This window comes from Streptomyces sp. CB03238, assembly GCF_002099185.1.
In the GTDB taxonomy this organism is placed as follows: domain Bacteria; phylum Actinomycetota; class Actinomycetes; order Streptomycetales; family Streptomycetaceae; genus Streptomyces.
Genome location: NZ_NBCN01000024.1, coordinates 59,587 through 84,289, shown reverse-complemented (window position 1 = coordinate 84,289; position 24,703 = coordinate 59,587). Strand labels below are relative to the sequence as shown.

The 24,703-nt window shown below is 71.0% G+C and carries 20 protein-coding genes; 14 read left to right on the top strand and 6 right to left on the bottom strand.

The genetic code is table 11. The features are described 5' to 3' along the window. The first annotated feature begins 134 nt into the window (after positions 1-134). The 5 genes from BKD26_RS32085 to BKD26_RS32065 all read left to right on the top strand — a co-directional run bounded on the left by BKD26_RS32085 (position 135) and on the right by BKD26_RS32065 (position 3,732). Positions 135-644: a MarR family transcriptional regulator gene (locus BKD26_RS32085; RefSeq protein WP_084905548.1), complete on the top strand. Its 510-nt coding sequence runs from the start codon at positions 135-137 to the stop codon at positions 642-644. A gap of 57 nt (positions 645-701) precedes the next feature. Then, on the top strand, positions 702-1,034 hold the full coding sequence (locus tag BKD26_RS32080) for a DUF3817 domain-containing protein (RefSeq protein WP_084905546.1): 333 nt from the start codon (positions 702-704) through the stop codon (positions 1,032-1,034). Positions 1,035-1,109: 75 nt separating this feature from the next. Further along, positions 1,110-2,810 (top strand): methylmalonyl-CoA mutase family protein, encoded by a 1,701-nt coding sequence (locus tag BKD26_RS32075; RefSeq protein WP_084905544.1) that lies wholly within the window; start codon positions 1,110-1,112, stop codon positions 2,808-2,810. Between the two features lie 9 nt (positions 2,811-2,819). Then, positions 2,820-3,191 carry a hypothetical protein gene (locus tag BKD26_RS32070; RefSeq protein ID WP_084905541.1) on the top strand — a complete coding sequence of 124 codons (372 nt, stop codon included), beginning with the start codon at positions 2,820-2,822 and terminating at the stop codon, positions 3,189-3,191. Between the two features lie 49 nt (positions 3,192-3,240). Then, positions 3,241-3,732: a GNAT family N-acetyltransferase gene (locus BKD26_RS32065; RefSeq protein WP_084905627.1), complete on the top strand. Its 492-nt coding sequence runs from the start codon at positions 3,241-3,243 to the stop codon at positions 3,730-3,732. On the opposite strand, the gene BKD26_RS32060 is transcribed toward BKD26_RS32065, so the two are convergent. Both BKD26_RS32060 and BKD26_RS32055 read right to left on the bottom strand, forming a co-directional pair. Continuing rightward, a complete protein-coding gene (locus BKD26_RS32060; RefSeq protein WP_084905539.1) occupies positions 3,713-5,110 on the bottom strand; it encodes a HAMP domain-containing sensor histidine kinase in 1,398 nt (465 codons plus the stop codon). The two genes, BKD26_RS32065 and BKD26_RS32060, sit on opposite strands and share 20 nt — an antisense overlap. A gap of 169 nt (positions 5,111-5,279) precedes the next feature. Then, positions 5,280-5,966 carry a response regulator transcription factor gene (locus tag BKD26_RS32055; RefSeq protein WP_107418069.1) on the bottom strand — a complete coding sequence of 229 codons (687 nt, stop codon included), beginning with the start codon at positions 5,964-5,966 and terminating at the stop codon, positions 5,280-5,282. 65 nt (positions 5,967-6,031) lie between these two features. On the opposite strand from BKD26_RS32055, the gene BKD26_RS32050 reads away from it, so the two are divergent. Both BKD26_RS32050 and BKD26_RS32045 read left to right on the top strand, forming a co-directional pair. After that, positions 6,032-7,150, top strand: coding sequence for a UDP-N-acetylglucosamine--N-acetylmuramyl-(pentapeptide) pyrophosphoryl-undecaprenol N-acetylglucosamine transferase (locus BKD26_RS32050; protein WP_084905537.1), 1,119 nt, complete (start codon positions 6,032-6,034; stop codon positions 7,148-7,150). Then, a complete protein-coding gene (locus BKD26_RS32045; RefSeq protein WP_084905535.1) occupies positions 7,147-8,130 on the top strand; it encodes a GDP-mannose 4,6-dehydratase in 984 nt (327 codons plus the stop codon). Before BKD26_RS32050 ends, BKD26_RS32045 begins: the two co-directional genes overlap by 4 nt. Here the strand turns inward: BKD26_RS32045 and BKD26_RS32040 are convergent. Continuing rightward, the gene (locus tag BKD26_RS32040) at positions 8,121-8,750 is read right to left on the bottom strand and encodes a TetR/AcrR family transcriptional regulator (protein ID WP_084905533.1); all 630 of its coding nucleotides are present in this window, start codon (positions 8,748-8,750) and stop codon (positions 8,121-8,123) included. The genes BKD26_RS32045 and BKD26_RS32040 overlap by 10 nt on opposite strands. A gap of 306 nt (positions 8,751-9,056) precedes the next feature. Between BKD26_RS32040 and BKD26_RS32035 the strand changes: the two genes are divergently transcribed. From BKD26_RS32035 to BKD26_RS32000, 7 genes are all read left to right on the top strand, one after another. Then, the gene (locus BKD26_RS32035; protein WP_084905531.1) at positions 9,057-10,028 is read left to right on the top strand and encodes a tetratricopeptide repeat protein; all 972 of its coding nucleotides are present in this window, start codon (positions 9,057-9,059) and stop codon (positions 10,026-10,028) included. A 589-nt stretch (positions 10,029-10,617) separates the two neighbouring features. Continuing rightward, on the top strand, positions 10,618-11,271 hold the full coding sequence (locus BKD26_RS32025; protein ID WP_084905527.1) for a DUF6230 family protein: 654 nt from the start codon (positions 10,618-10,620) through the stop codon (positions 11,269-11,271). A 107-nt stretch (positions 11,272-11,378) separates the two neighbouring features. Beyond that, on the top strand, positions 11,379-11,936 hold the full coding sequence (locus BKD26_RS32020) for a DUF6114 domain-containing protein (RefSeq protein ID WP_084905525.1): 558 nt from the start codon (positions 11,379-11,381) through the stop codon (positions 11,934-11,936). Further along, positions 11,926-13,221 (top strand): hypothetical protein, encoded by a 1,296-nt coding sequence (locus BKD26_RS32015; protein WP_084905523.1) that lies wholly within the window; start codon positions 11,926-11,928, stop codon positions 13,219-13,221. Before BKD26_RS32020 ends, BKD26_RS32015 begins: the two co-directional genes overlap by 11 nt. A gap of 274 nt (positions 13,222-13,495) precedes the next feature. Further along, the gene (locus tag BKD26_RS32010; RefSeq protein WP_241518954.1) at positions 13,496-14,401 is read left to right on the top strand and encodes an FG-GAP-like repeat-containing protein; all 906 of its coding nucleotides are present in this window, start codon (positions 13,496-13,498) and stop codon (positions 14,399-14,401) included. Positions 14,402-14,440: 39 nt separating this feature from the next. Continuing rightward, positions 14,441-18,277, top strand: coding sequence for a hypothetical protein (locus tag BKD26_RS32005; RefSeq protein WP_084905521.1), 3,837 nt, complete (start codon positions 14,441-14,443; stop codon positions 18,275-18,277). 4 nt (positions 18,278-18,281) lie between these two features. Then, the gene (locus BKD26_RS32000; protein WP_073754421.1) at positions 18,282-18,512 is read left to right on the top strand and encodes a hypothetical protein; all 231 of its coding nucleotides are present in this window, start codon (positions 18,282-18,284) and stop codon (positions 18,510-18,512) included. A gap of 88 nt (positions 18,513-18,600) precedes the next feature. On the opposite strand, the gene BKD26_RS31995 is transcribed toward BKD26_RS32000, so the two are convergent. The 3 genes from BKD26_RS31995 to pyk all read right to left on the bottom strand — a co-directional run bounded on the left by BKD26_RS31995 (position 18,601) and on the right by pyk (position 24,629). Next, positions 18,601-18,999: a hypothetical protein gene (locus BKD26_RS31995; protein WP_084905519.1), complete on the bottom strand. Its 399-nt coding sequence runs from the start codon at positions 18,997-18,999 to the stop codon at positions 18,601-18,603. Between the two features lie 16 nt (positions 19,000-19,015). Continuing rightward, on the bottom strand, positions 19,016-22,840 hold the full coding sequence (locus BKD26_RS31990; protein ID WP_084905516.1) for a hypothetical protein: 3,825 nt from the start codon (positions 22,838-22,840) through the stop codon (positions 19,016-19,018). A 358-nt stretch (positions 22,841-23,198) separates the two neighbouring features. Beyond that, a complete protein-coding gene (gene pyk / locus BKD26_RS31985) occupies positions 23,199-24,629 on the bottom strand; it encodes a pyruvate kinase (protein ID WP_084905514.1) in 1,431 nt (476 codons plus the stop codon). Between the last annotated feature and the right edge of the window lie 74 nt (positions 24,630-24,703).

Below are 24,703 nucleotides of genomic sequence, written 5' to 3'. Positions count from 1 at the left end.
CGGACGGACAGACCGGGCAATCGTGACATAACGTTCACATGGTGTCGGGCTGCGACACCACGCCGTGACGGTGGCGCGGACCGAACCGCGAGACAGGGCTGACCAGCATGTGACCAGTCGGTAAGGTCGATGACGTGCCGAAGCCGCTCAGTCTCCCGTTCGACCCCATCGCCCGTGCCGACGAGCTCTGGCAGCGTCGCTGGGGCCCCGTCCCCTCCATGGCCGCCATCACCTCGATCATGCGGGCGCACCAGATCCTGCTCGCGGAGGTCGACGCGGTGGTCAGGCCCTACGGGCTGACCTTCGCCCGGTACGAGGCGCTGGTGCTGCTCACCTTCTCCAAGGAGGGCGAGCTGCCGATGTCCAAGATCGGCGAGCGGCTGATGGTCCACCCGACGTCCGTGACGAACACCGTCGACCGGCTGGTCAGGTCCGGCCTGGTCGCCAAGCGCCCCAACCCCAACGACGGGCGCGGCACCCTCGCCTCCATCACCGACAAGGGCCGCGAGGTCGTCGAGGCGGCGACGGCGGACCTGATGGCGATGGACTTCGGCCTGGGCGCGTACGACGCGGAGGAGTGCGCGGAGATCTTCGCGATGCTGCGGCCGCTGCGGATCGCGGCCCACGACTTCGAGGAGAAGTGACCCCGTAGGGGAGGCCCGCGCGAAGATCGCCCGGAACGTCACGTTACGCTCGACGCCATGAAGAGGAGCGTGCTGACCCGCTACCGGGTCATGGCCTATGTGACTGCCGTCATGCTGCTCGTGCTCTGCACGTGCATGGTGTTCAAGTACGGGTTCGACACGGGCGAGGACGTGACCTTCATGGTCTCCCAGGCCCACGGCGTCCTCTACATCATCTACCTGATCTTCGCCTTCGACCTGGGCTCCAAGGCCCGGTGGAAGTTCGGCAGGCTCCTGTGGATCCTGCTCTCCGGCACGATCCCCTTCGCCGCCTTCTTCGTCGAGCGCAAGGTCACCCGCGACGTCGAGCCGCTGCTCGCCGACGCGTCGCCGGTCGTCGCCAAGGCCTGACGCCCCCGGCCGTACGCCACGCGTACGGCCTTCGGCCATCGACATTTACTAGGACGTCCTAGTAAATTCGAAGGTATGGACGCTGACGCCATCGAGGAAGGCCGCCGACGCTGGCAGGCCCGCTACGACGCCGCCCACAAGCGCGACGCCGACTTCACCACGCTCTCCGGCGACCCCGTGGAGCCCGTCTACGGGCCCCGGCCCGGCGACACCTACGACGGCTTCGAGCGGATCGGCTGGCCCGGTGAGTACCCCTTCACCCGTGGCCTCTACCCGACCGGCTACCGGGGCCGCACCTGGACCATCCGCCAGTTCGCCGGCTTCGGCAACGCCGAGCAGACCAACGAGCGCTACAAGATGATCCTCGGCAACGGGGGCGGCGGCCTGTCCGTCGCCTTCGACATGCCGACGCTCATGGGCCGCGACTCCGACGACCCCCGCTCGCTCGGCGAGGTCGGCCACTGCGGCGTCGCCATCGACTCCGCCGCCGACATGGAGGTCCTCTTCAAGGACATCCCCCTGGGCGACGTCACCACCTCCATGACCATCTCCGGGCCCGCCGTCCCCGTCTTCTGCATGTACCTCGTCGCCGCCGAACGGCAGGGCGTCGACCCGGGCGTCCTCAACGGCACCCTGCAGACGGACATCTTCAAGGAGTACATCGCCCAGAAGGAGTGGCTCTTCCAGCCCGAGCCCCACCTTCGCCTCATCGGCGACCTGATGGAGCACTGCGCCCGCGACATCCCCGCGTACAAGCCGCTGTCCGTCTCCGGCTACCACATCCGCGAGGCCGGCGCGACAGCCGCGCAGGAGCTGGCGTACACGCTCGCCGACGGCTTCGGGTACGTCGAGCTGGGGCTGTCCCGCGGCCTGGACGTGGACGTCTTCGCGCCCGGCCTGTCCTTCTTCTTCGACGCGCACGTCGACTTCTTCGAGGAGATCGCCAAGTTCCGCGCCGCCCGCCGTATCTGGGCCCGCTGGATGAAGGAGGTGTACGGCGCGAAGAGCGACAAGGCGCAGTGGCTGCGGTTCCACACCCAGACCGCCGGCGTCTCGCTCACCGCCCAGCAGCCGTACAACAACGTGGTGCGTACAGCGGTGGAAGCGCTCGCCGCGGTGCTGGGCGGCACCAACTCGCTGCACACCAACGCCCTCGACGAGACCCTCGCCCTGCCCAGCGAGCAGGCCGCCGAGATCGCCCTGCGCACCCAGCAGGTGCTGATGGAGGAGACCGGCGTCGCCAACGTCGCCGACCCGCTGGGCGGGTCCTGGTACGTCGAGCAGCTCACCGACCGTATCGAGGCCGACGCCGAGAAGATCTTCGACCGCATAAAGGAACGGGGCCTTCGCGCCCACCCCGACGGGCAGCACCCCATCGGGCCGGTCACCTCCGGCATCCTGCGCGGCATCGAGGACGGCTGGTTCACCGGCGAGATCGCCGAGTCCGCCTTCCGCTACCAGCAAGCCCTGGAGAAGGGCGACAAGCGGGTCGTCGGCGTCAACTGCCACCACGGGTCCGTGACCGGCGACCTGGAGATCCTGCGGGTCAGCCACGAGGTCGAGTGGGAGCAGGTCAGGGTCCTCGGCGAGCGCAAGGCGCGCCGCGACGACGCGCGCGTGCAGGCCGCCCTGGACGGCATGCTGGCCGCCGCGCGGAACGGCTCCAACATGATCGAGCCAATGCTCGACGCCGTACGGGCGGAGGCCACGCTCGGCGAGATCTGCGACGCCCTGCGGGAGGAGTGGGGCACGTACACCGAGCCGCCGGGCTTCTAGGCTGGGCTCATGGCAGTCCTCCCCGTACCGGTCCGTGACGTCGCCGTCCGCTACTGGTACGTGGGGGCCTGCGGGCCGTTCGCGCTGTTCGACGCGGACTTCGAGCCGCCGGGACCGGACGGGGGGAGCGAGTTCCTCAACCTGGTCCCGGGGCGGCTGCTGGCGCCCGAGTACGCGGACGCCCTCTGGGCGGGCGTCCAAAAGGGGCTGGGCGGTACGGCCGCCGCCGTCCTCCTCACCCACGGGCGGCACCACGAGCTCGACTCCTCGGAGCGGGCCTTCCGGGACGCCGGGGTGATGGCCGGCCGCGCCGCCCTCGTACGGGCCGGGCTGCTGGCGCCGGAGGAAGGGCCGCCGGAACGGTTCGTACGCGTCGGTTGAAACCCGACTGCGCCCGCGGCAGGCGGCGGGGCATGCTGGGCGGATGCACATCAGCATCAGGGAAGCCACCGCCGCCGACTGGCCCGCTATCTGGCCGTTCTTCCACACCATCGTCGCCGCCGGTGACACCTTCACCTACCCCCTCGACCTGGGCGAGGAGGAGGGCCGCGGCTGGTGGCTGCTGCCCGCCCCGAACCGTACGGTCGTCGCCGTCGACGACGAGACCGGCACGGTCCTCGGCACGGCCAAGATGACCAACAACCAGGGCGGCAACGGCGCGCACATCGCCAGCGCCAGCTACATGACCGACCCTGCGCACGGCGGGCGGGGCGTGGGGCGGGCGCTCGTCGAGTACACCCTGGAGTGGGCGCGGGAGGCCGGCTTCCGGGGCATGCAGTTCAACGCGGTCGTGGAGACGAACGTGCACGCGGTACGGCTGTACGAGCGGCTCGGGTTCCGGGTGGTCGGCACGGTCCCGGAGGCGTTCCAGCACCCGGAGAAGGGGTACGTGGGGCTGCACGTCATGCACCGTCACCTCTGAAGGCGAGACGGAACAGGGCGCCGCCGCCCGGGGCGTTCTCGGCGGTCAGCTCCGCGCCGTGCGCGCGGGCGATCTGGCGGGCCATCGCCAGGCCGAGACCCGAACCGGGCAGGGCGCGCGCCGACTCGGCACGGTAGAAGCGGTCGAAGACGTGACGGAGGTCCTCGGGCGCGATACCGGGGCCGTGGTCCCGGACGGTCACCTCCCGCCCGGCCAGCTCCACTTCGACGGGCGCGCCGCCGGGCGGGGTGAACTTGGCCGCGTTGTCGAGGAGGTTGGTGAGCAGCCGGGACAACCGGGCGGGCACGCCCGGCAGGGACAGGGCGGACGCCGCCTCGTCGATCCGGAGCGTGAAGGCCACCTGGGGCCAGTGCGTACGGGCGGTGGCCACCGTGTGCTCCAGCAGCGTCGCCGGGCGCACCTCCTCGACCAGCGGCTGCGGTTCCTCGTCCCGGGCCAGCTCGATCAGGTCGCCCACCAGGCCCGTCACCTCGCGAAGCTGGCGGCCCAGCGCCGCCGACGCCCGCTCCCGCTGCGCCGGGCTGAGCCGGTCGGCGCGGGCCAGCAGCTCGGCGTTGGTCCGCAGCGCGGTGAGCGGGGTGCGCAGCTCGTGCGAGGCATCCGCGACCAGCCGGCGCTGGGCGGTCACTGACTGCTCCAGCTCGCCCAGCATGGTGTTGAACGTGGCCGCCAGCCGCGTCACCTCGTCCTCCCGGCCGGGCGGGCCCTCCGGCAGCTCGATCCGGTGCCGTGGATCGCGGGTCGCGGCGATCCGCTCGGCGGTCGCGGTGAGCCGGGCGACCGGGGCGAGCCCGGTCCGGGACACGCCGTACCCGAGGGCCGCCGCCAGCAGCACCCCGGCGCCGCCCACCGCCGCGAGCAGCCCGGCCGCCTGCCGCACGCCCTTCTCCACGGTGTCGGCGCGCAGGGCCACCTGGAGCGCCTCGCCCTTGCCGAAGGGCGTCGTCAGCATGCGTGCCGAGTGCCCGTCGTCCAGCGTGATGTTGCTGTAGTACGCGGCGCGCCGCCCGTCCGCCACCTCGCGCACCGGCGCGGTCACCGGCAGCAGATACGGCTCCGAGGGGTCGCCCTGCGCCTGTGCCGGCACGATCTGCGCGCACGCCGGCGCCGACAGGAAACGGCACTCGCCCGCGAGGACACCGGGCGGCTCGCCCCGGTCCTGCTGGGTGGTGCGGGTCGCCGACTGGGTGAGGTTCAGGTCCAGCTGGTGGTACATCGCGTACCGGATGACGAAGAACGCCGCCGTGCACACGCCCACCACGACGAGCGCCACCGCCGCCGACGCGGCGACCGCCAGCCGCGTACGCAGCGGCCGCCGCCTCCGCCACCGCGCGCCCAGCCGCCGCCGGGCGCTCACGCGTGCCCCTCCGGGCACCGCTCCGGGGCGCACCGGACACACACCGCGCCCGTCCGTTGTGCCCACCCTCCCCCGAGCTCTCGGCTTCGCTCGAGCAGGGGGGACCCCCATCGCCCTGCGGGACGACTGCCCACAACGGAATGGGCAGCGCTCGGACCCAGCGCCCCGCTCACGACTCGTCCAGCCGGTAGCCGACGCCGTGCACGGTGTGGACCAGGCGTGGTTCGCCCGCCGTCTCCAGCTTGCGGCGCAGGTAACCGACGTACACCGCGAGGGAGTTGGAGTCGGGCCCGAAGTCCTGGCCCCACACCCGCTCCAGGATCAGCTCGCGGGGCAGGACCTGGCCCGGGTGGTGCAGCAGCATCTCCAGCAGGGCACACTCGGTGCGGGTGAACTCCAGCGGGCGGCCCGCGCGGCTGCCGGTGCGGGTCGCCGGGTCGACCACCAGGTCCGCGAATGCCAGCGTGCCCGGCTCCGGGGCTTCCGGCGCCGTACGCCGCAGCAGCGCCCGTACCCGCGCGGTCAGTTCGTCCAGCGCGAACGGCTTGACCAGGTAGTCGTCGGCGCCCGCGTCCAGGCCGTCGACCCGCTCGCTCACCGAGTCCAGCGCGGTCAGCACGATGACGGGCGTACGGTCGCCGAGCGCGCGCAGCCGCCGGCACACCGCCAGCCCGTCCAGCACCGGCATCATCACGTCCAGCACGATCACGTCCGGCTGCCAGGCGGCCACCGCCGAAAGCGCCGCCAGCCCGTCCGCCGCGCCCCGGACCTCGTACCCCTCCACCGTCAGACCGTCCTCGACGGCCGCCCGTACCTCCGGATCGTCGTCGACCACCAGGACCTTCGCTGTGCTCATACGGGACACCCTGCCAAAACCCGTTCTTAGAAGCCTCTTAAGCCGCTCCGGAACCGTCCCCGTCCATGCGCACACCACTCTCCGTCGTGATCGGCGCCGGTGGCACCGGCGGCCACATCTACCCCGGCCTCGCCATAGCCGACGCCCTGCGCCGGGCCGTGCCCGACGCCGTGATCGCCTTCGTCGGCACGACCCGTGGCCTGGAGGGCGAGCTGATACCGGCCGCCGGATACCGCCTCCACACCGTCGACATGCTCCCCTTCGACCCGGCGCTCGGCGCCAAGCGGTACCTGCTGCCCGCCGCCCTGCTGCGCTCGGCCGCACAGGTGCGGGCCATCCTCCGCGAGCAGCGCGCCCAGGTCGCTGTCGGCATGGGCGGCTACCCGAGCGCGCCCGTCGTCCTGGGGGCCAGGACGGCCGGGCTGCCGAGCCTGATCCACGAGTCCAACGCCGTCCCGGGGCGCGCCAACCAGTTCGCCGCCCGCCTCACCCCGCACATCGCCGTCGCCTTCGACACCGGCCACCTGCCCGGCGCCGTCACCACCGGCATGCCCATCGCCGCCTCGCTCGCCGCCCTCGACCGGGACGCGCTGCGCCCCACGGCCCGCCAAGAGCTGGGCGTCCCCGCCGGACGGCGTCTGGTGCTGGTCAACGGCGGCAGCCTCGGCGCCCGGCGGCTCACCGAGGCCGCGCTCGGGCTCGCCGACCGGTGGCGGCACCGCACCGACGTACACCTGCTGGTCAAGACCGGCCCGGCCGCGATCGACGCCACCCGGCGCGCCCTCGCGGGCAACCCCGTCGCCCGCGCGGTGCCGTACCTGGACCGGATGGACCTGGCGTACGCGGCCGCCGACCTGGTGGTGTGCCGGGCCGGTTCGGCGACCGCCGCCGAGCTCGCCACCACCGGCGTACCCGCCGTCCTCGTCCCCTACCCGCACGCCCCCGGCGACCACCAGACCCACAACGCCCGCGTGCTCACCGACGCCGGGGCGGGCCTCCTGCTGCCCGACGCCGAAACGACCCCCGACCGCCTCGCCGCGCTCGTCGAGCCGCTGCTCGCCGACCCGGCGCGGCTGGTCGCGATGAACGGCGCGGCCGACCCGGGCCCGCACGCCCACGCCGCGGACCTGCTCGCCGAGCGGGTCCTCCGTCTCGCCTCGTACACAAGGGAGTACGCATCATGAACTGGACCGACCGCACCGTCCTCGTCACCGGCGCCGAAGGCTTCATCGGCTCCACCCTCGTCGACCTGCTCCTCGAACGCGGCGCCCGCGTCCGCGCCTTCGTCCACTACAAGCCGTACGGCGACAAGGGCGACCTCGCCCACCGGATGGACGACGTCGAGCTGGTCGCGGGCGACGTCCGCGACCCCGGGCGCGTCATGGACGCCGTCGCCGGCTGCGACACCGTCTTCCACCTGGCCGCGCTGATCGGCATCCCGTACAGCTACGACTCGCCCGGCGCGTACGTGCAGACGAACGTCACCGGCACCGAGAACGTCGCCGAGGCCTGTCGCCGGTACGCCGTGCGGCGGCTCGTCCACACCTCCACCAGTGAGGTGTACGGGACCGCCCGTACCGTCCCGATCGGCGAGGACCACCCGCTCCAGCCGCAGTCGCCGTACTCCGCGTCCAAGATCGGCGCCGACATGATGGCGCTGTCCCACTGGCACGCCTTCGAGCTGCCCGTCACGGTCGTCCGGCCGTTCAACACCTACGGGCCGCGCCAGTCCGCCCGTGCCGTCATCCCCACCATCCTCGCCCAACTGCACGCGGGCGCCCGGCAGATCAAGCTCGGCTCCCTCACCCCGACCCGGGACTTCACCTATGTCACGGACACGGCGCGCGGCTTCCTGGCGATGGCGGAGTGCGACCGGGCGCTGGGCGAGGTGGTGAACCTCGGTACGGGGCAGGAGATCGCGGTCGGGGAACTGGCGCGCAAGCTGATCGAGGCGTCGGGGCGGGACGGCGTCGAGGTCGTCGTCGATCCCGCGCGGCTGCGCCCGTCGGGCAGCGAGGTGGAGCGGCTGCTGTCGGACAACGGGCGGGCGCGGGAGTGGGCGGGCTGGCGGCCGGAGGTGCCGCTGGAGGAGGGCCTGAAGCGTACGTCGGAGTGGATCGCGGACCACCCGCACCTCTTCGCGGCCGGCCGTTATCAGGTCTGAGCGGCGGCTCCCAGGCCCCCCAGCAGCAGGGCGGTGAAGCGCTGGACCCACTCGGTGTCGACGGGTTCGGCGCTCACCAGCGCTCGGTGGACCACGGCGCCGGCGATCACGTCGAAGATCAGGTCGTCGGTGCCGGTCGTCGAGGCGGGGTTCGCGGGCAGCTCGCCGCGGGCCTGGGCGCGGCGCCGGCCCGCGAGGACGAGCCGCTTCTGCCGGTCCACGATCGAGGTGCGTATCCGTTCGCGCAGCGGCTCGTCGCGGGTGGACTCGGCGATGACGGCCATCAGTGCCGTCTTGGTCTCGGGCCGCTCCAGCAGGGCGGCGAACTGGAGCACCACACCTTCGATGTCGGCCATCAGGCTGCCGCGGTCGGGCAGTTCGAGCTCGTCGAAGAGGACGGCGACGGCGTCGACGACCAGTTCGTTCTTGCTCGCCCAGCGCCGGTACAGGGTCGTCTTGGCGACCCCGGCGCGGCCTGCGACGTCCCCCATCGTCAGCTTGGACCAGCCCAGCTCGACCAGGGCCGCCCGGGTCGCCTCCAGTATCGCGGCGTCGGCCTGTGCCGAGCGGGGGCGGCCGCCGGTACGGCTGCGGGCGGAAGGGCTGGAGCTGCTGCACATGACGCTCGACCATACCGGCGAGTACGCGCGGTGTTACCGGCCCGTACATGTGAGGCAGTTCACCGGGCGGTCCGGGCCCCGGGCGCCGTGCATCGGGGTTACGCTACGACCCGTAGCGAAAGGCTTTGAGCGGCCAGGAGCGACAACCACTGGCACCAGGGTGGGGACCCGGTGCCGAGAACACCAGCGAAACATCTGCTGGATCGCGTACGTCCGTACGCCCCGCACACCGGCGGGGGGCGCGCGGGCGGACGCGGTTCGGCCATGGCTTACCGGTTACGCGCGCGGAAGGGGGAGGATGTACCCATGCAGCCTAGGAACATGTCCATGAACGGCGTCGTCGACCTCGCCGCGGTGAAGGCGGCCGGAGAGGCCAAGGCGAAGGCGGAGCAGGCGCGCGCCCAGGCCGCCCGGCAGGGCGGCGGCGGAGCCGTACCCCCGTCGGCCCTGGTGATCGATGTCGACGAGGCGGGGTTCGAGCGCGACATCCTCCAGCGCTCCACCGAGGTCCCGGTCGTCATCGACTTCTGGGCCGAGTGGTGCGAGCCGTGCAAGCAGCTCGGCCCGCTGCTGGAGCGGCTGGCCGTCGAGTACAACGGCCGCTTCGTGCTCGCCAAGATCGACGTCGACGCCAACCAGATGCTGATGCAGCAGTTCGGGATCCAGGGGATCCCGGCCGTTTTCGCGGTGGTCGCCGGCCAGGCGCTGCCGCTCTTCCAGGGCGCGGCGCCCGAGGCGCAGATCCGCCAGACCCTGGACCAGCTGATCCAGGTCGGCGAGGAGCGCTTCGGCCTCACCGGTATCGCGATCGAGCCCGGCGCGGAGGGTCCCGAGGCGGCGGCCCCGGCGCAGCCGGCCGGCCCGTACGACGCGCTGCTGGAGGCGGCCGTGCGGGCGCTGGACGCGAACGACTTCGGCGGCGCGATCCAGGCGTACAAGAACGTCCTGGTCGACGACCCGGGCAACACGGAGGCCAAGCTCGGCCTCGCCCAGGCGGAGCTGCTCTCCCGGGTCCAGGGCATGGACCCCCAGACGGTCCGCAAGAACGCCGCGGACGACCCGGCCGACGTACCGGCCCAGCTCGCTGCCGCCGACCTGGACCTGGTGGGCGGTCACGTGGAGGACGCGTTCGGCCGGCTCGTCGAAACGGTGCGCCGCACGGCGGGCGAGGACCGCGACACGGCGCGGGTGCGGCTGCTGGAGCTCTTCGAGGTGATCGGCCCCGACGACCCGCGCGTCACCAAGGCCCGCGCGGCGCTCGCGCGGGTGCTCTTCTGACGCACTGACCCCGCACCGGGGCGCCGACGATTTGGCGACACAGTGACAAAAGGCGGCCGTGCTTTACCAAAACTTGGTAAACGCGGCCGCTGTTACTTGCAGTAAATCAACACCCTCTTTATGTCCGGCTTTTGCCTCCGAAATCCCCTTCTGTCGAACCGGCGGGTAGCACCCTGTGTGCCCGGGCGACATCACCCCGTCGTGGCGTGGTTATCCACCCGTTACTAGTGAGTAATGAACCCCCTTGTGTACGAGCCGTGAATGGACCACGATCGGCCACGCTCGGTCCAATCCCGTACCAGCCCGGCAACCAGCCGCGCCGACGGGAGCGGGTCCCCACCGAGTGGGCCGGCACACCTGATCGCCGGCCCCGGACAGGGGGGTTCCTGCCCATCCCGGCAGGGCCTGTCCAAGCAGGGTTGCGCGAAGGCGTGGCCAGTGGTTGTCGCTCGGGGGTGATCGCCGGTGATTCGGACGCGGCTCGCGCCTGATCTACGGGCGCTCTCCTTCCCGAGGACGTAGCACTTCTCCCATCCCAGGACGGGCCCTGGGCCCATCCGGAGATGTACGTCCGAGAAGGAGGAAATCTATGAAGTCCCAGGTTCGCGGTGGGACCAGATGGAAGCGGTTCGCCGTTGTCATGGTGCCGAGCGTGGCCGCGACGGCCGCGATAGGCATCGGCCTGGCACAGGGAGCGCTGGCGGCGTCGTTCAGCATCTCCGGCCAGGAGTTCAAGGTGAGGGCAACTGAGCTCACCGGTAAGAACTTCGTCCAGTACGGCAGCTACGCCGAGGGCACGAATCTCAAGGGTGAGAAGTTCGCCGCGCCGGTGGCGGTGTCGGGCTTCAAGTCGGCCACCATCACCAACATGTGCCAGTCCGTCGTGACGCCGCACGTGCCGCTCATCGGTACGGTCAGCCTGGAGCTGAAGGCCGGTACGGGTGACCGCAAGGTCGAGGCCACGGACATCTACCTGGATGTCTCGGACCTCGAGGCCGACGCCTACTTCGAGAAGATCGACATCGGTGTTGCCGCCGGTTCCCTGCCCAAGAAGAAGGGTGACCCCGGTATCCAGCCGGGTACCGAGGGCAAGGCAAGCCCGTTCGGCTTCGCCCAGCGTGCCGAGGACGTCACGCTGACCAACGTGCGACAGAAGGCGTGGGCGACCACGGCCGGCACCTTCCGGCTGCCTGACCTGGAGCTCAAGCTGCACCGTGGCACCAAGGAGTGCTTCCAGGACTAGCACGTGCCGGGCGGGCGGGAACGCGTCTGGCGAGCCTGCCCGTCCGGGTTACCTCTCCCTTCTTCTTTTTTCTTTCCAGCACCACCGCTTCCAGGGAGCTGTTTTCCATGAGCGCCGAGTCCACTGGTTCCCGCGGATTCACCTACTGGCAGCTGCGCTTCCGGGCGTGGCGGGGCAACCGGCCTTTCTGGGGCGGGTTGTTCACCGTGATCGGCGGTCTGCCGATCGCCTATCTGCCGTACGCCGACCTCCGACTCGGCAACATGACCATCGCCATGGCGACCACGGCCGGTGCCGGTTCGTTGATCATCGGCGTCCTGCTGGTCACGCTGGGCCTGACGATGTGGTTCCACTCCGTCGTGCGGGTGTTCGCGGGTGTCGCCGCCATCGTCCTGGCCCTCGTGTCCCTGCCCGTCGCGAACATCGGCGGCTTCCTCATGGGCTTCCTTTTCGCCCTGATCGGCGGCGCTCTTTCCGCCTCCTGGGCGCCTGGTGAGCCGGTGAAGGAGGAGCCGACGGATGAAGCAGGGCTGCCGGAAGGCGACGAAGGGGTCCCCGCGCCTTCCGACGAGCGGGCCGACGAACTCTCGGCCGCCGTGACCCCGCAGATGAACGCGACCGACAGCACGATCGACGCCAACGGCGGGAGGAACAGTGCGGGGTGACGACACCCAGCCGACGAGAAAGGGGCCGCGACACGCGGCTCCGAGGAAGTCGCTGCTGACCAAGCTTCAGGCACCGGCGGGCAAGGCGATGGCCCTGGCCGCGATGCCCACCGCGGTATTCGTCGGCCTCGGACTGACCCCCAAGCTCGCCATCGCCGACGAGAAGGACATCCCCTTCGCGCCCGGCCCGTGCGTGACGCGGTCGGACGAGCCGTCGGAGTCCGAGAAGCCGAAGGAGTCCGAGTCCCCGACGCCCAAGCCGTCGCAGAGCGCGACCGAGACTCCCGGGGCGGACGAGGAGAAGGAGCCGACACCCGGCGCCAGCCCGTCCGCGAGCGAGACGGAGAAGGGGACCACCGAGCCGAAGGCCGGCGCGACGAAGCCGCCCGCCGCCACGAGCCCGACGCCCTCCACGACTCCGACGCCCACGCCCACCCCCACGCCCACCGAGACCAGGAACCCCCTGGACCCGCTGGGCATCGGTGACGCGATCAAGGACGTCTTCGACGGCCCGGACAAGGACGAGCCGACGGCGACCCCGTCGACCACCGCCCCCACCACGCCGCCGACGTCCGCCAAGCCCTCGACCGAGCCGTCCACGGAGCCGTCGACCAAGCCCGCGGAGAAGCCGGCCGAGAAGGACGACGAGGCCGGCGAGGTCGACAAGGTCGTCGACAAGACCAAGGAAGCGATCAAGGACGCCGCCGACGAGGCAGGCGCCGAGGTGGAGGAGCTTCCGGAGGACGTCAAGGGACTCGACCCCAAGAAGGACGAGGACATCCCCGAGGGCGCCAAGCCGCGCTTCCCCTGCCCGACCCCCGACCCGGAGGCCCTCGACGCCGCCGAGCTGGAGCCCGGCATCCCGCTGCTCCCTGACGAGCCGTGGAGGCTGGAGAGCACGATGCTCACCCTGCGCGGGCTCGACTACCACGGCATCGTGGAGGTCAAGACCTACGGCGGCAAGGTCAAGAAGGTCCTGAAGTTCACCGCCAGCGAGGTCGACATCAAGGACCTCCACCAGCTCACGGTCCACTCGAAGGGCCACACGGGCCACGTGACGTCCCGACCGGGGTCCACTTCCACCATCCGCGGTGGCACGGTGACGATGTACACCGAGTCACTGAAGGGCAACCTCTTCGGCCTCATTCCGATCGAGTTCAGCCCCGAGACCCCGCCCCCGCTCAACGTGCCCTTCGCGTTCTTCACTGATGTGAACGTGACTCAGGCCGGCCAGTTCGGTGGCACCCTCACGGTGCCGGGGCTGAGGAACTTCATCGACGGCTGACCGAGCAGACCTTCCGGGAGCCGCACAGTCCGATGGCCTCCCCGCCGCCAGGGCGGGGAGGCCATCGGAATTCCCCTGTGATGTAGGGCCGTTGATGTATGTGAAGGCAGCTCACGACTTTTTCATACTCTCTTCACAACCCGGGTTTACACGTGCCTAGAGTGAGCGTGTCGCGGTCGCGGACCCGGCGCGCGGGCAGCCGGGGGGTGATCGAGATCGTGGTCCGTAACCAGGTGTGTTCGCGCTCGCGAACACACAAGGATCTCACACACTGATGCTCAGACACCTCAGCCGTTCCATGCGCGGGGCGGTGGTGTGTGCTGTCGGGCTCACGGCAGCAGCCGCACTGGCCTTCGGGACGGCGACAGCCCTGCCGTCCGCCCCCTGGGCGACCGAGAGCACCGCCGCCGCTTCCGGAACGGCCACGGCGGCCACCGGGGCACCGATGCTCCCGCTGTACGCCCGCACCACCGACGGACGGCTCTTCCTCTACGAGCCCAAGGGCACCGGCGGCGTCAAGGCCGCCGTGAGCCTCGGCGGAGGGTACGGCGACGCCACAACGTTCTTCCAGGCGCGCTTCTCCGAAGGCGGGACCGGCCGGGACCTGTTCTTCCAGCTGGACAGGACGCTGTACTACACGGCCGAGCGCGGCACCGACACCAAAATCCACGGCACCGGCTGGCACATCTACAACCTGACCATGTCGCCCGGCAACATGGTGGGGACCGCGGACGAGGACGTGATCGGCCGTGACGCGGCCGGCGCGCTGTGGCTGTACCAGGGCCGTTCGACCGCCACCCTCGCTCCCCGGATCCGTATCGGCACCGGCGGCTGGAACGGCATGAACGCCCTGGCCGGGAGGGGCGACTACACCGGCGACGGCAAGGCGGACCTGATCGCCCGGTCCACCACCGGCACCCTCTACATCTACCCCGGTACCGGCAACGCCACCGCGGACGCCGTGCTCGGAACCCGCGTCACGGTGGGCACGGGATGGGGCGGATACAAGGCGCTCGTCTCCACCGGGGACAACAGCGGCGACGGCAAGGCGGACCTGATCGCCAGCGATACGGCAGGCGCCCTGTGGTTGTTCAAGGGCACCGGCAGGGCGAGCGCGCCCTTCGAGCCCCGGGTGCAGATCGGCACTTCCGGCTGGGCCGCCTTCAACACCCTGTTCTGACTTCCCCCTTCCCCCGCGCACCAGAACGGTGACATCTCCATGCGTACCAACGCTCCCCCTCCAAGACGCCACCTCTCCGGCCGGTGGACCCGGCTGCTGAGCACGACGGCGCTCGCGACGGCCCTCGCCGTAACCCTCACAGGGAACCAACTCCCCTCCCCGCGCCAGCCGGTACAGCTCGTCGCCGACATCGACGAACCGATCGGTTACGACCTGGACAACGCCGCCCAGGTGCGGGCGGACCAGTGCACCATGAGCCTGATGCTGCGCAAGGGCGGCCAGGAGCTGAAGGCCGTCGCCCGTGGCGGTCTCAACGCCACCGAGGCGGAACTGCGCACGGCCGCGGACCTGGCGTTCTGGAAGGATCCGCCCCCGCCGCTCGACGTCGCCTTCCAGAAGGACAAGGACTGGGCCAGGGCCAAGCTCGACGAGCTGAACAACCGCTCCGAGGTGTGGGAGGAATCCCTCAGTCCGACCTTCGGGTCGACGCCGCTGAACCATTCGGTCGACGGTGTCTTCGAATGGGTGGAGGACAAGGACGATCCCTTCGTCAAGGTGGGGCTGTCGAACTGGGTGGCGGAGCGGTTCTGGCACTCCCAGTTCGACCTCTTCGACGAGGACCAGACTCCTCTCGCGAGCAAGGAATCCGTTGACGCGGTCAACGCGATCGGCGCCGTCCGCTACTCACCGGACGGGGGCGAGGTCCTCGAGGCCCGCCAGGCCTTCGAGCATCTGACGTGGATGCATCCGATGTACGCGGATGACGCGCGCATCTTCCTCCAGCACGGCGGCTTCCCCACCAGCGCTCCCGCGCCGGACACCATGGAGTTCCGTCTCGATGTCGAGGCGCTGAAATCGCGGTTCGCGTCGTGCGCCACGGAGAACCCGCAGGACCCGCACAAGGTGATGGGCCCCGCGTTGGTGGTCGCCTCCACCGAGTGGCAGGCCGAGCTGGCCGGGCAGCGGGCCCAGCGCGACACCATCCTGGGTGCCGAGGCGAACGCCTCCAAGCAGCTGACCGTGGCCGCTCAGGCGCTGGGCGAGGCACTGGGGCAGTCGATCATCGCCAGCCGGCTCACCGAGTGGCAGGCGTACTGGCTGAAGCAGACCGAAGACCGCCCCGACGAGGCGACCTTCACCACCATCAAGAACAACATCGCGCACGCGCAGGCCCGAGCCCAGGGGCGGGTGTTCGTCGCCGCGCGGGCGGCGCAGCTCGCCCAGCTGGAGGCGGCGAAGGCCGAGACGGCCAAGCAGCAGGCGTACGCGATCGCCGACGCGGCCGGTCAGCCACGCGGCCGGGGCCTGCTGTACGGGCAACAGGCCGTTCAGGTCACCAAGGCGTCCGCGGCCGCTGCTCAGGCGGTGTTCAAGGCGGCCGAGACCGCGTCGAACGCCACCCGCGCCTCCGCGGCCGACAGCAAGACCCTCATGGCGCTCGCCGAAACGCAGGCGCACGCGTCGAAGGCCGAGTTCCGCCGGATCGCCGCTCAGGAGGCCGCCGCCCAGGCGAAGGCCGCCGCCGAGGGCGCCGCGGCACAGGCGGTCAAGGCAGCCGAGAACGCCTCCAAGGCGAAGGCCGCCGAGAACAGGGCCAAGGCGGCCGAGGCGGAGGCGAAGACCGCTGCCGAGGACGCGGACGCCAAGCGCAGGACGGCCGAGGCGGAAGCGGCCTACGCCAAGTCGCAGAAGGAACTCGCGGAGGCGGAGCGCACCAAGGCCGCCAACGCCGAGGCGACGGCGCAGTCGCAGCGGCAGATCGCCGCGGAGCAGCTGAGCGCCGCCCAGAGTGCCGGTACCACCGCCGCCACGAAGAAGGACGCGGCGCTCAAGGCAGAGGGCGACGCGGTCGCGGCCCGGGACCGGGCGCTGGCCGCCGAGAAGAACCGTGACGCGCTCAACGCCAGGGCCGCCGCCCTGGAGGCCAAGGCGGCCGCCGACGAAGGAACGGCGGCGGCCGAAGCCTCACGAGCCGCCGCCACCCAGGCCCGTACCGCCGCCAACAACGCTACGTCCGCCGCCACATCGGCCCGTACCGCGGCCAACGAGGCCACCACGGCGGCGTCCAACGCCCGCGCGGCGGCGACCCGTGCCGACGCGGCGGCCAAGCGGGCTCAGTCCGCGGCCGACGGGGCCAAGGCGGATGTGGCCATCACCGAGGCCGCAGTGAAGAAGGCGCACGCGGCCGCGGCCGACGCCATCGACGCGGCGTGGGCGGCCAAATGGAACGCCGTCACGGCCAAGGCGCTGGCGGAGACGGCGCGGCAGAACGCCGTGAAAGCCAAGGCGGACGCGGCGGTGGCCCGTACGGAGTCCATCGCGGCGGGTGTCGACGCGGTCCGCACGGCCGGCTTCGCGTACGCCACGTCGCAGGCGGCCATGGCCGCCCGTGACTCGGCGGCGCAGGTCATCAAGCCGGCCAATGACGCGATCGAGCTCGGCTCACCGTACAAGGAGAGCGACTCCTCGGCCGGTCTGGCCGTATTGACCGGGCAGGCCGCCAAGACGCTGGCGGAGCAGCAGGCGGCCGTGGCGACGGCCAAGTCTGTGCAGGCTGCGAAGGCCGCGGCCGAGGCGAAGGCCCTGGCCGCACAGGCGAGTGCCGACGCGAAGGTGGCGGCGGAGGCCGCGGCCCAGGCGGCGGACTACGCGGCGAAGGCGGCGGCGTCCTCGGCGCAGGCGCAGGCATCGGCCAACGCGGCCGACGCTTCGGCGAAGGCGGCGCAGAAGGCCGAGGCCAACACCGTCGAGTACGACCGGCAGGCCAAGGAAGACGCCGAAGCCGCGCAGAACGCCGCCGACGCCGCGGGCACCCACGCCTCCGCGGCCGACGCGGCGGCAACGGAGGCCGAGCGCGACGCGGCCTCGGCTCGGGACGCGGCCACGGCCGCCGAAGCCGACGCGAGCAGCGCGCGCGGCGTCGCCGATCAGGCGGAGCGCGATGCGACGACGGCCGAGGCCTCTGCCGTGCGAGCGCAGGAGGCGGCGACCGAGGCGCAGGCGGCGGCGAGCCGCACCGAGGAGGACAAGCGCGACGAGGCACAGGTCCAGCAGGCGAGCACGACCGGTATGGCGGGCGCGGCGGAAGTGATGGGCGTGCCCTACGGGGTCTCGACCACGGCCTCGTCGGACGGGTTCTGCACGGGCACCAACGGCTGCGACTACACCGTCGACTACCACGTCACCGGCACGATGCTGTACTTCGTCGTCCTGTGCACCTTCCCGGACGTGCCGCTCGCGGAGTGCATCGGGGACCTGGAGGTCCAGTACGTCGACTCGGCGCCGATCGACATCCGCGAGCAGCGCAAGGTCCACGTCGACGGTTTCGAACTCACCAAAGCCGTGTTGGAGGGCTTCGCACGGGGGCTCACCCAGGACTTCGTGGACTGCTGGAACGACCTCAAGGTCAGCGCCTGTCTGTGGGCGGCGGCCATCGTCGTACCGGCGGTCATCGGTGTGGCCGCCAAGATCGTCAAGTCCATCCGGGCCGCCGCCGTGGCCGGCACGGGCATGACGGAGGCCGTGACGGCCGCGGGGCAGGCCGGCATGACGGCCGAGGCGACGGCGGGCGTGACGCGCGCGGCGACGACCGCGGCAGCGGTTGCCCAGGAGCTCGAAGCCGTGAACGCCGTGGCACGCGCCCATGGATACGCCAATGCGGCGGGCCTGGGCAAGGGTGTCCTGTGGGCGAACAAGCTCGACAACCTCAACTACATGAATGCCGCGCACGTCGCCAAGGTCAAGAACGCGGGGTTCACCAGAAGCCAGGTGGAGACCGTGTTCAAGTACTACGACAAGGTCCGCACGGTGACGCCGCAGAACCCCAGCGCGGGGCCCCGCGCGGACCTGATGGCGTACATCCTCAAGAACTGGTAGGCAGATGAAGTTCCGAGTATCGGCGGCAGAGGCGCCGCTCACCGTTCAGTTCGAGCCGTCGGGGATGGAGTACGAGCTGTCCCCCGGGGACCACCTGGACGTCGAGTGGCCGCCGGTCGCCCCCGGTGAGATCGCCGGCGACATCGAGTACGGGCCCGGAATGGTGACCATCGTGGAGCGGGGGCGCGGCTTCAGCCGCGCCTGGAACTCCGCGGGCGAGGAAGTCACCACCTGACCGACCAGGACGGCAGGAGGAGGGAGGCCCCCGGTCCACATGGACCGGGGGCCTCCCTCCTCTCATCTTGCTTTCCGTCCACGGCCCGTCAGTGGCGAGTGGCCTCCGCGACCGCTTGCACCACGTGCTGGGCGAGGGCGTCGACGTCCTCGCGGAAGACCCCCATGGCGTTGTGGAACGGCTCCTCCGAGAAATGCCGGCCCTTGACGAGGAACATCGTGGCCACCGTGGTGAGCGCACTGTGCACGACGTGCAGCTCACGAAGGCCCAGGCGGAGCTCGCCCGGCGCCTCGCGGAGCTCGCGCAGACGGCGGATCAGCTCCTCGGCCTCCGCGCGGTCGGCTCCCAGCTGTACGGCCAGTGCCTCATCCCCGAGGTCCCTGCTCCTGAGCGTTTCCAGCGCGTTGCCGATGGCCGCCGCCTGCGAAGGCGCGAGCCGGACGATGAAGGTCTCCCCCTCAGGGATGACACGGATCTGTGCTCTCATGGTGCGCTTCCTCGCCCTACTTGGGCAGTTCCTTGTACCGGCCCGAGTGCAGCCAGTCCGACTCCGACTTCTTGTGCCCGTGGATGTAGTTCTGCTTGATCACTATGACGAATCCCTTGTCGGGGTCGTACGCCACCTTGTTGTTCGTGTCGGTGTCCAGGTGCGTGGCCTTGCCCCGCCACTTCTCGAAGTATTTGGCCATGGCCTCGAGGTCACGGCCGATGCCCGGGATGTGGTGGTCCGCCGCGTCGCTCGACGAGGACATCATCCGACGCCACTGGTACTCGATGCCGTCCGCGACGTCTGTGCCGTACCGCTTGTCGATGTCCTCCAGCAGCTCGAAGGGCAGCTCCTCGTCCGGGTCGTAGTCGCACAGGCTGGGGTCGTTCGACGAAGCGGACGAAGCCGAGGCCGCCGAGAAGGCCGCGACCGACGCGCTCCGGTGCACCGCCGGGACGGCGGACTTCGGCTTGCAGCCCGGGGCGTCGGGTTCCTTCTTCGCCTTGTCGATCAGCTTCTTGAGGTTGTCGAGGATGTGCTTGGCCTTCGCCGACTTCTCGAAGAACCCGACGATCCCCGTGCTGATCTTCAGGATCGCCTTGCCGATGGCCGGGATCTTGGCGACCGGGATGGCCATGCCAACGACGTTGACCAGTGTCCACAGACAGCTCTCGATGTCACCCTTGGTCAGACAGTTCTTCAGGTCCGGCCAGCCGATGTAATCAAGGAGGATCTGACCACCGTTGGCCTTGAGCCAGTCCAGGAGGTCCTGACCGGCCAGTGCTCGGGCGGCGCGGAACTGGTCAACACACTCCTGGCCGCACAGCCGCAGCAGGATGGCCTCGTCGTCCTGGGAGAGGGCGGGGCCCACATCCGGGCTTCCGGCGTCGGCGCGCTGCTTGCGCAGTTCGGCCAGGCGCTGCCGCTCGGCTTCCTCGGCCCGGGTGGCCGCGGCGTCGGCGTCCTTGGCCGCGCCCTGTGCGTTGGCGGCGGCCGTCTCGGCCTTCGTCGCGTCCCGCTCGGCCGTCGTGGCCGCGCTCCGGGCGGCGGAGGCGTCGCTTTCGGCCGCGCTCGCGGCGGAGCGGGCACCGGCGGCGTCGCGTTCCGCCTCGGTGGCGTCCCGGTCCGCCTGGGCGGCGGCCGTCTCGGCGTCACCGGCGGCGGACGACGCGTAGAACGCGTCCGTGCCGGCCTGGGCGTCGTACTGCTGGGCCCTGGCATCCGCTGCCTCGGCCGCAGCGGCGGCCTTCGCGGCCTCCGCGGCGGAAGCCCGGGCCGCGGCTACCGACTGCAGGGCCTTCACCGCGTCCGCGGCGGCGGCCGCTGCCGCCTGGGCGGCGATCTTGGCGTCCCCGGCAGCCTTGTCGGCCAGGGCCTTCGCCTCGGCAGCGGCCTTTGAGGCCTCATTCGCCTTGGCCTGGGCGGCTGCCGCCTGCTGCTCGGCGAGCGTCTTGGACGTCTGGCCCACCAGCACGGCGAACGCCGCCGACGTGTCCGTCTCCCGGTAGGGCGAACCGACCGCGATGGCCTCGTTCGCCGCCTTGACCACCGCGTTCGCCGCGTCCCGGGCACCCTGGGCCGCCTGTCCGGCGGCATAGGCGAACCCTGCGGTCTTCGCGGCCCACGCGGCGGTCTTCTCTGCCTCGGCCTTCGCGGCCGTTGCTTCCTGGCGGGCCTTGACCGCGGCGGCCTGGGCCTTCTTGGCCTCCGCCTCGGCATTGTCTGCGTTCGTCTTCGCGGCTGCCGCGGCGTCGATGGCCTCGGCCGCCGCGGCGTGGGCGGTCGCCGCCGCCGCACGGGTCTTCTCGTAGGCGGACCAGGCCGCGTCCGACGCCGCGCGTGACCTGGCGGCCGCGCCCTCGGCCCTGGTTGCCGCCGCGCGCGCGTTGACGGCTGCCGTCGTCGCCTCGTTGGCCGCCGTACGGGCCCGGGTCGCCGCGCCGGACGCCTCGTTGGCGGCGCTTCGCGCCTCGGTGGCCGCCTGCCGGGTCTCGGCGGCTGCCGCCGTACCCACGGCCGCCGCGGCAGCGGCTTCCAAAGCCGCCGCTCGGGACGCCGTGGCGTCGCGAGCACGTTCGCCCGCCACCGCCCGGTCACGGGCCTTGTATGCCTCGATCTCCGCCTGCTGCGCCGCCTGCCGTTGCGTTGCGGCCGTCACCCCCGCCGCCTCCGCGGCGGTGCGGGCCCGGCCCGCCGCGTCGCGTTCGGTCCGGGCACGCTGTTCGGCGGCCGCTGCCTTCGCCCGCTCGGCGGCCGCGAGGTCGCGCTCGCGCTCGGCGTTAACCTTCTCCGCCTCCGCGATGGCGCGCTGTCTTTTCGCCTCGGCGGCCCCGGCCTTCGCGGTCTGCTCGGCCTTCTCGGCCGTGGCCTGCGCGTTCTTCGCCTTGGTGGCGTTCGCGGCGGCTTCCTTGGCCTGCGCGTCGGCGGCCGTGGCGGCGGCCTTGGCCTGCGTGGCTGCCTCCAGCGCGGCGGCCTTGCGGAACTCGGTGTTCAGGGCGTGCGCCTGCGTCTTGCTCAGCGCGTAGAGAGCGCTGCTGTCCGCGACGGTGGCCTTGGCCGCGTTGGACGCGGTCAGCGCCGTCTTGGCAGCCGCCTGTGTGGCGGCGTACGACGCCTTTGCCACCTGCACGGACTGCTGTGCGTACATCAGGCCGCGGCCGCGCGGCAGTTTGGCCTGGTCGGCGATCGCCCACGCGGCGGTCTGCTGGGCGGCTGCCTTGTCAGCGGCTGCCTTCGCCTTGGTCACTGCGTTGTTGGCGATGGGCACTTGGGCGGCTGCCGCGGTGCGGGCCGCGCTCAGGTCGGCGGTGGCCTTGGCGAAGGCGGCCGGCTTCGGGTAGCCAAGGGAATCCTTGTTGGCGGCCCAGTGCTTCTGCCAGAACAGGATCTGGTCCGCCTGCCATGCCTGCCGGATGGCCTCGATCATGGCGTCGGCGGCGATGCGGAGTTCCTTGGCCGCCGCCGCCTCGGCGGTGACGATCTCCTTGCGCTGCGCGGCCTGGGAGGCGTACTCCGCCTCCCACTCCGTGTAGGCCTGGAGGACCGTGCCGGACAGGACCCGGTAGTGGTCGATGGGGTTGTCGCTGTCGCAGCCGGCCCAGGCGAGCTTCAGCGTCTCCACCTCGGAGCGGAACTCGGCGGAGTCCGCCTCGGGCGCCTTGGTCGGGAAACCGCCGAACCGCAGGAAGGTGGCGACGTCGTTGGCCGACCCCGTCTCACTCCCCCCGAACCCGAACAGTTCGTTGCCCGCGACGGGCTTGTACGCGGTCGCCCATGAGTCGCCGGGCGTGGAAAGAGCGTCGAAGACCTGCTTGGCCTTGTCCAGTGCGGGCTTGCCGGGCCGCGGCGTGGGGTTTTCCGCCGTCTTGTTGTAGAACTCGCGCTGGGCCTTCAGGGTGAAGGAGAGGATGTCCGCACCGAACTCCGGTGCGTGGTACGACCGTCCGTTGAGCGAGTTCGTCGAAGCGTACGGCTTGTTCGTCTCGTTCAGCTTGATCTGACGCGCCTGGTACGCGTCGGCGTACGCCCCACCCGCATCGACGTCCTTCTGGTTGGCCAGGATTGAGGGCTCGTAATTCCAGTACATCGCCGCCTGGCGCAGGACCTCTGGTGGCCCGGACAGATTGCTGTTGGCCAGAGTCTTGGCCTCCGGGCCGCCGTAATGGACCGCCCGGGAGACCTGGCAGCGGTCCTTGCGCGCCTGTGCGCCCAGACTGATGCGCAAAGTGCGCTGGTAAGGGTCGGCCGGGTTGTCGCCCGGTTCGTCGGCCGCCGCCGGGACGGCCGTGACCAGGCCGCCCAGGAGGGCGGCGGTCGTCGCCAGGACGATGCCTGACGTCATCCTCTTCGCCGGTCCGGCGCGTCTGCCACGCCGGCGTCCGGACAGGGGTGCTGTTCGCACTTCACAGCCTGTCTGCTCGAAAAATGGGTCAGCCCAGGAGGAAGTACGCAAAGGAGCCCCACGCTGGAGGCGTTGGGGCATGCCGCATGGATGCGTGGTGGTCGACTGGAAGGGGCCGCTGGTCAGTGCGGCGTCCCTGGCTACGTGCGCTCTCCACACGCACGGTCCCCCGCCTTCCCCCCGAAGGCCGGGCGATCATCGCATGCCGGTCGCTGCGGTGGGAAGAGCGATTACCCGCCAGTATGCCGGTGGGCCGCACCCTCCGCGTACGGAAGATGCGGCCCACATGGGGAAAACCTCAAGAGGCGGACTGGCCGCCCAGGTGGTGGACCCGGACCATGTTGGTGGTGCCGGGGACGCCCGGAGGGGAGCCGGCGGTGATGACCATGGTGTCGCCCTCGTTGTAGCGCTGGAGCTTCAGCAGCTCCGCGTCCACGAGGTCGACCATCGCGTCGGTGTTGTCGACGTGGGGGACCACGAAGGACTCGATGCCCCAGCTCAGGGTGAGCTGGTTGCGGGTGGAGACCTCCGTCGTGAAGGCGAGGATCGGCTGCTGGGCGCGGTAGCGGGAGAGGCGGCGGGCGGTGTCGCCGGACTTGGTGAAGGCGATGAGGGCCTTGCCGTCCAGGAAGTCCGCGATCTCGGCGGCCGCGCGGGCGACCGAGCCGCCCTGGGTGCGGGGCTTCTTGCCGGGGACCAGGGGCTGGAGGCCCTTGGAGAGGAGCTCCTCCTCCGCCGCCGTGACGATCTTGGACATCGTCTTGACGGTCTCGATCGGGTAGGCGCCGACCGAGGACTCGGCGGACAGCATGACCGCGTCCGCGCCGTCCAGGATCGCGTTGGCGACGTCGGACGCCTCCGCGCGGGTGGGGCGCGAGTTGGTGATCATGGACTCCATCATCTGGGTCGCCACGATCACCGGCTTGGCGTTGCGGCGGCACAGTTCGATGAGGCGCTTCTGCACCATCGGCACCCGCTCCAGCGGGTACTCGACGGCCAGGTCGCCACGGGCCACCATCACACCGTCGAACGCCATGACGACGTCCTGCATGTTCTCGACGGCCTGCGGCTTCTCCACCTTGGCGATGACGGGGACCCGGCGGCCGACCTCGTCCATCACCTTGTGGACGTCCTTGACGTCGTTGGCATCGCGTACGAAGGACAGGGCGACCAGGTCGCAGCCCATCCGCAGCGCGAAGCGCAGGTCCTCGACGTCCTTCTCGGACAGGGCCGGGACGTTCACGGCGGCGCCCGGCAGGTTGATGCCCTTGTGGTCGGAGATGACCCCGCCCTCGACGACGATCGTCTTGACGCGCTGGCCGTCGACCTCGATGACGCGCAGTTCGACGTTGCCGTCGTTGATCAGGATCTGGTCGCTCTTGGAGACGTCTCCGGGCAGGCCCTTGTAGGTGGTACCGCAGATGGACTTGTCACCGGGGACGTCCTCGGTGGTGATAGTGAACTCGTCCCCGCGGACCAGCTCGACCGGCCCCTCGGCGAACGTTTCCAGACGGATCTTGGGGCCCTGGAGGTCGGCGAGGACACCCACTGCCCGGCCGGTGTCCTCGGCCGCCTGGCGGAGACGGTGGTACCGCTCCTCGTGCTCAGCGTGGGATCCGTGGCTCATGTTGAAGCGGGCCACGTTCATACCGGCCTCGATGAGAGCCTTCAGCTGCTCATACGAGTCGACGGCGGGGCCCAGTGTGCAGACGATTTTGGAACGGCGCATAAGGCGGATCCTATCGGTTTGTTTCACTGCGGAATATTCCGTCTGGTGGAATGTACAAATGGGCGCGGGTCCGC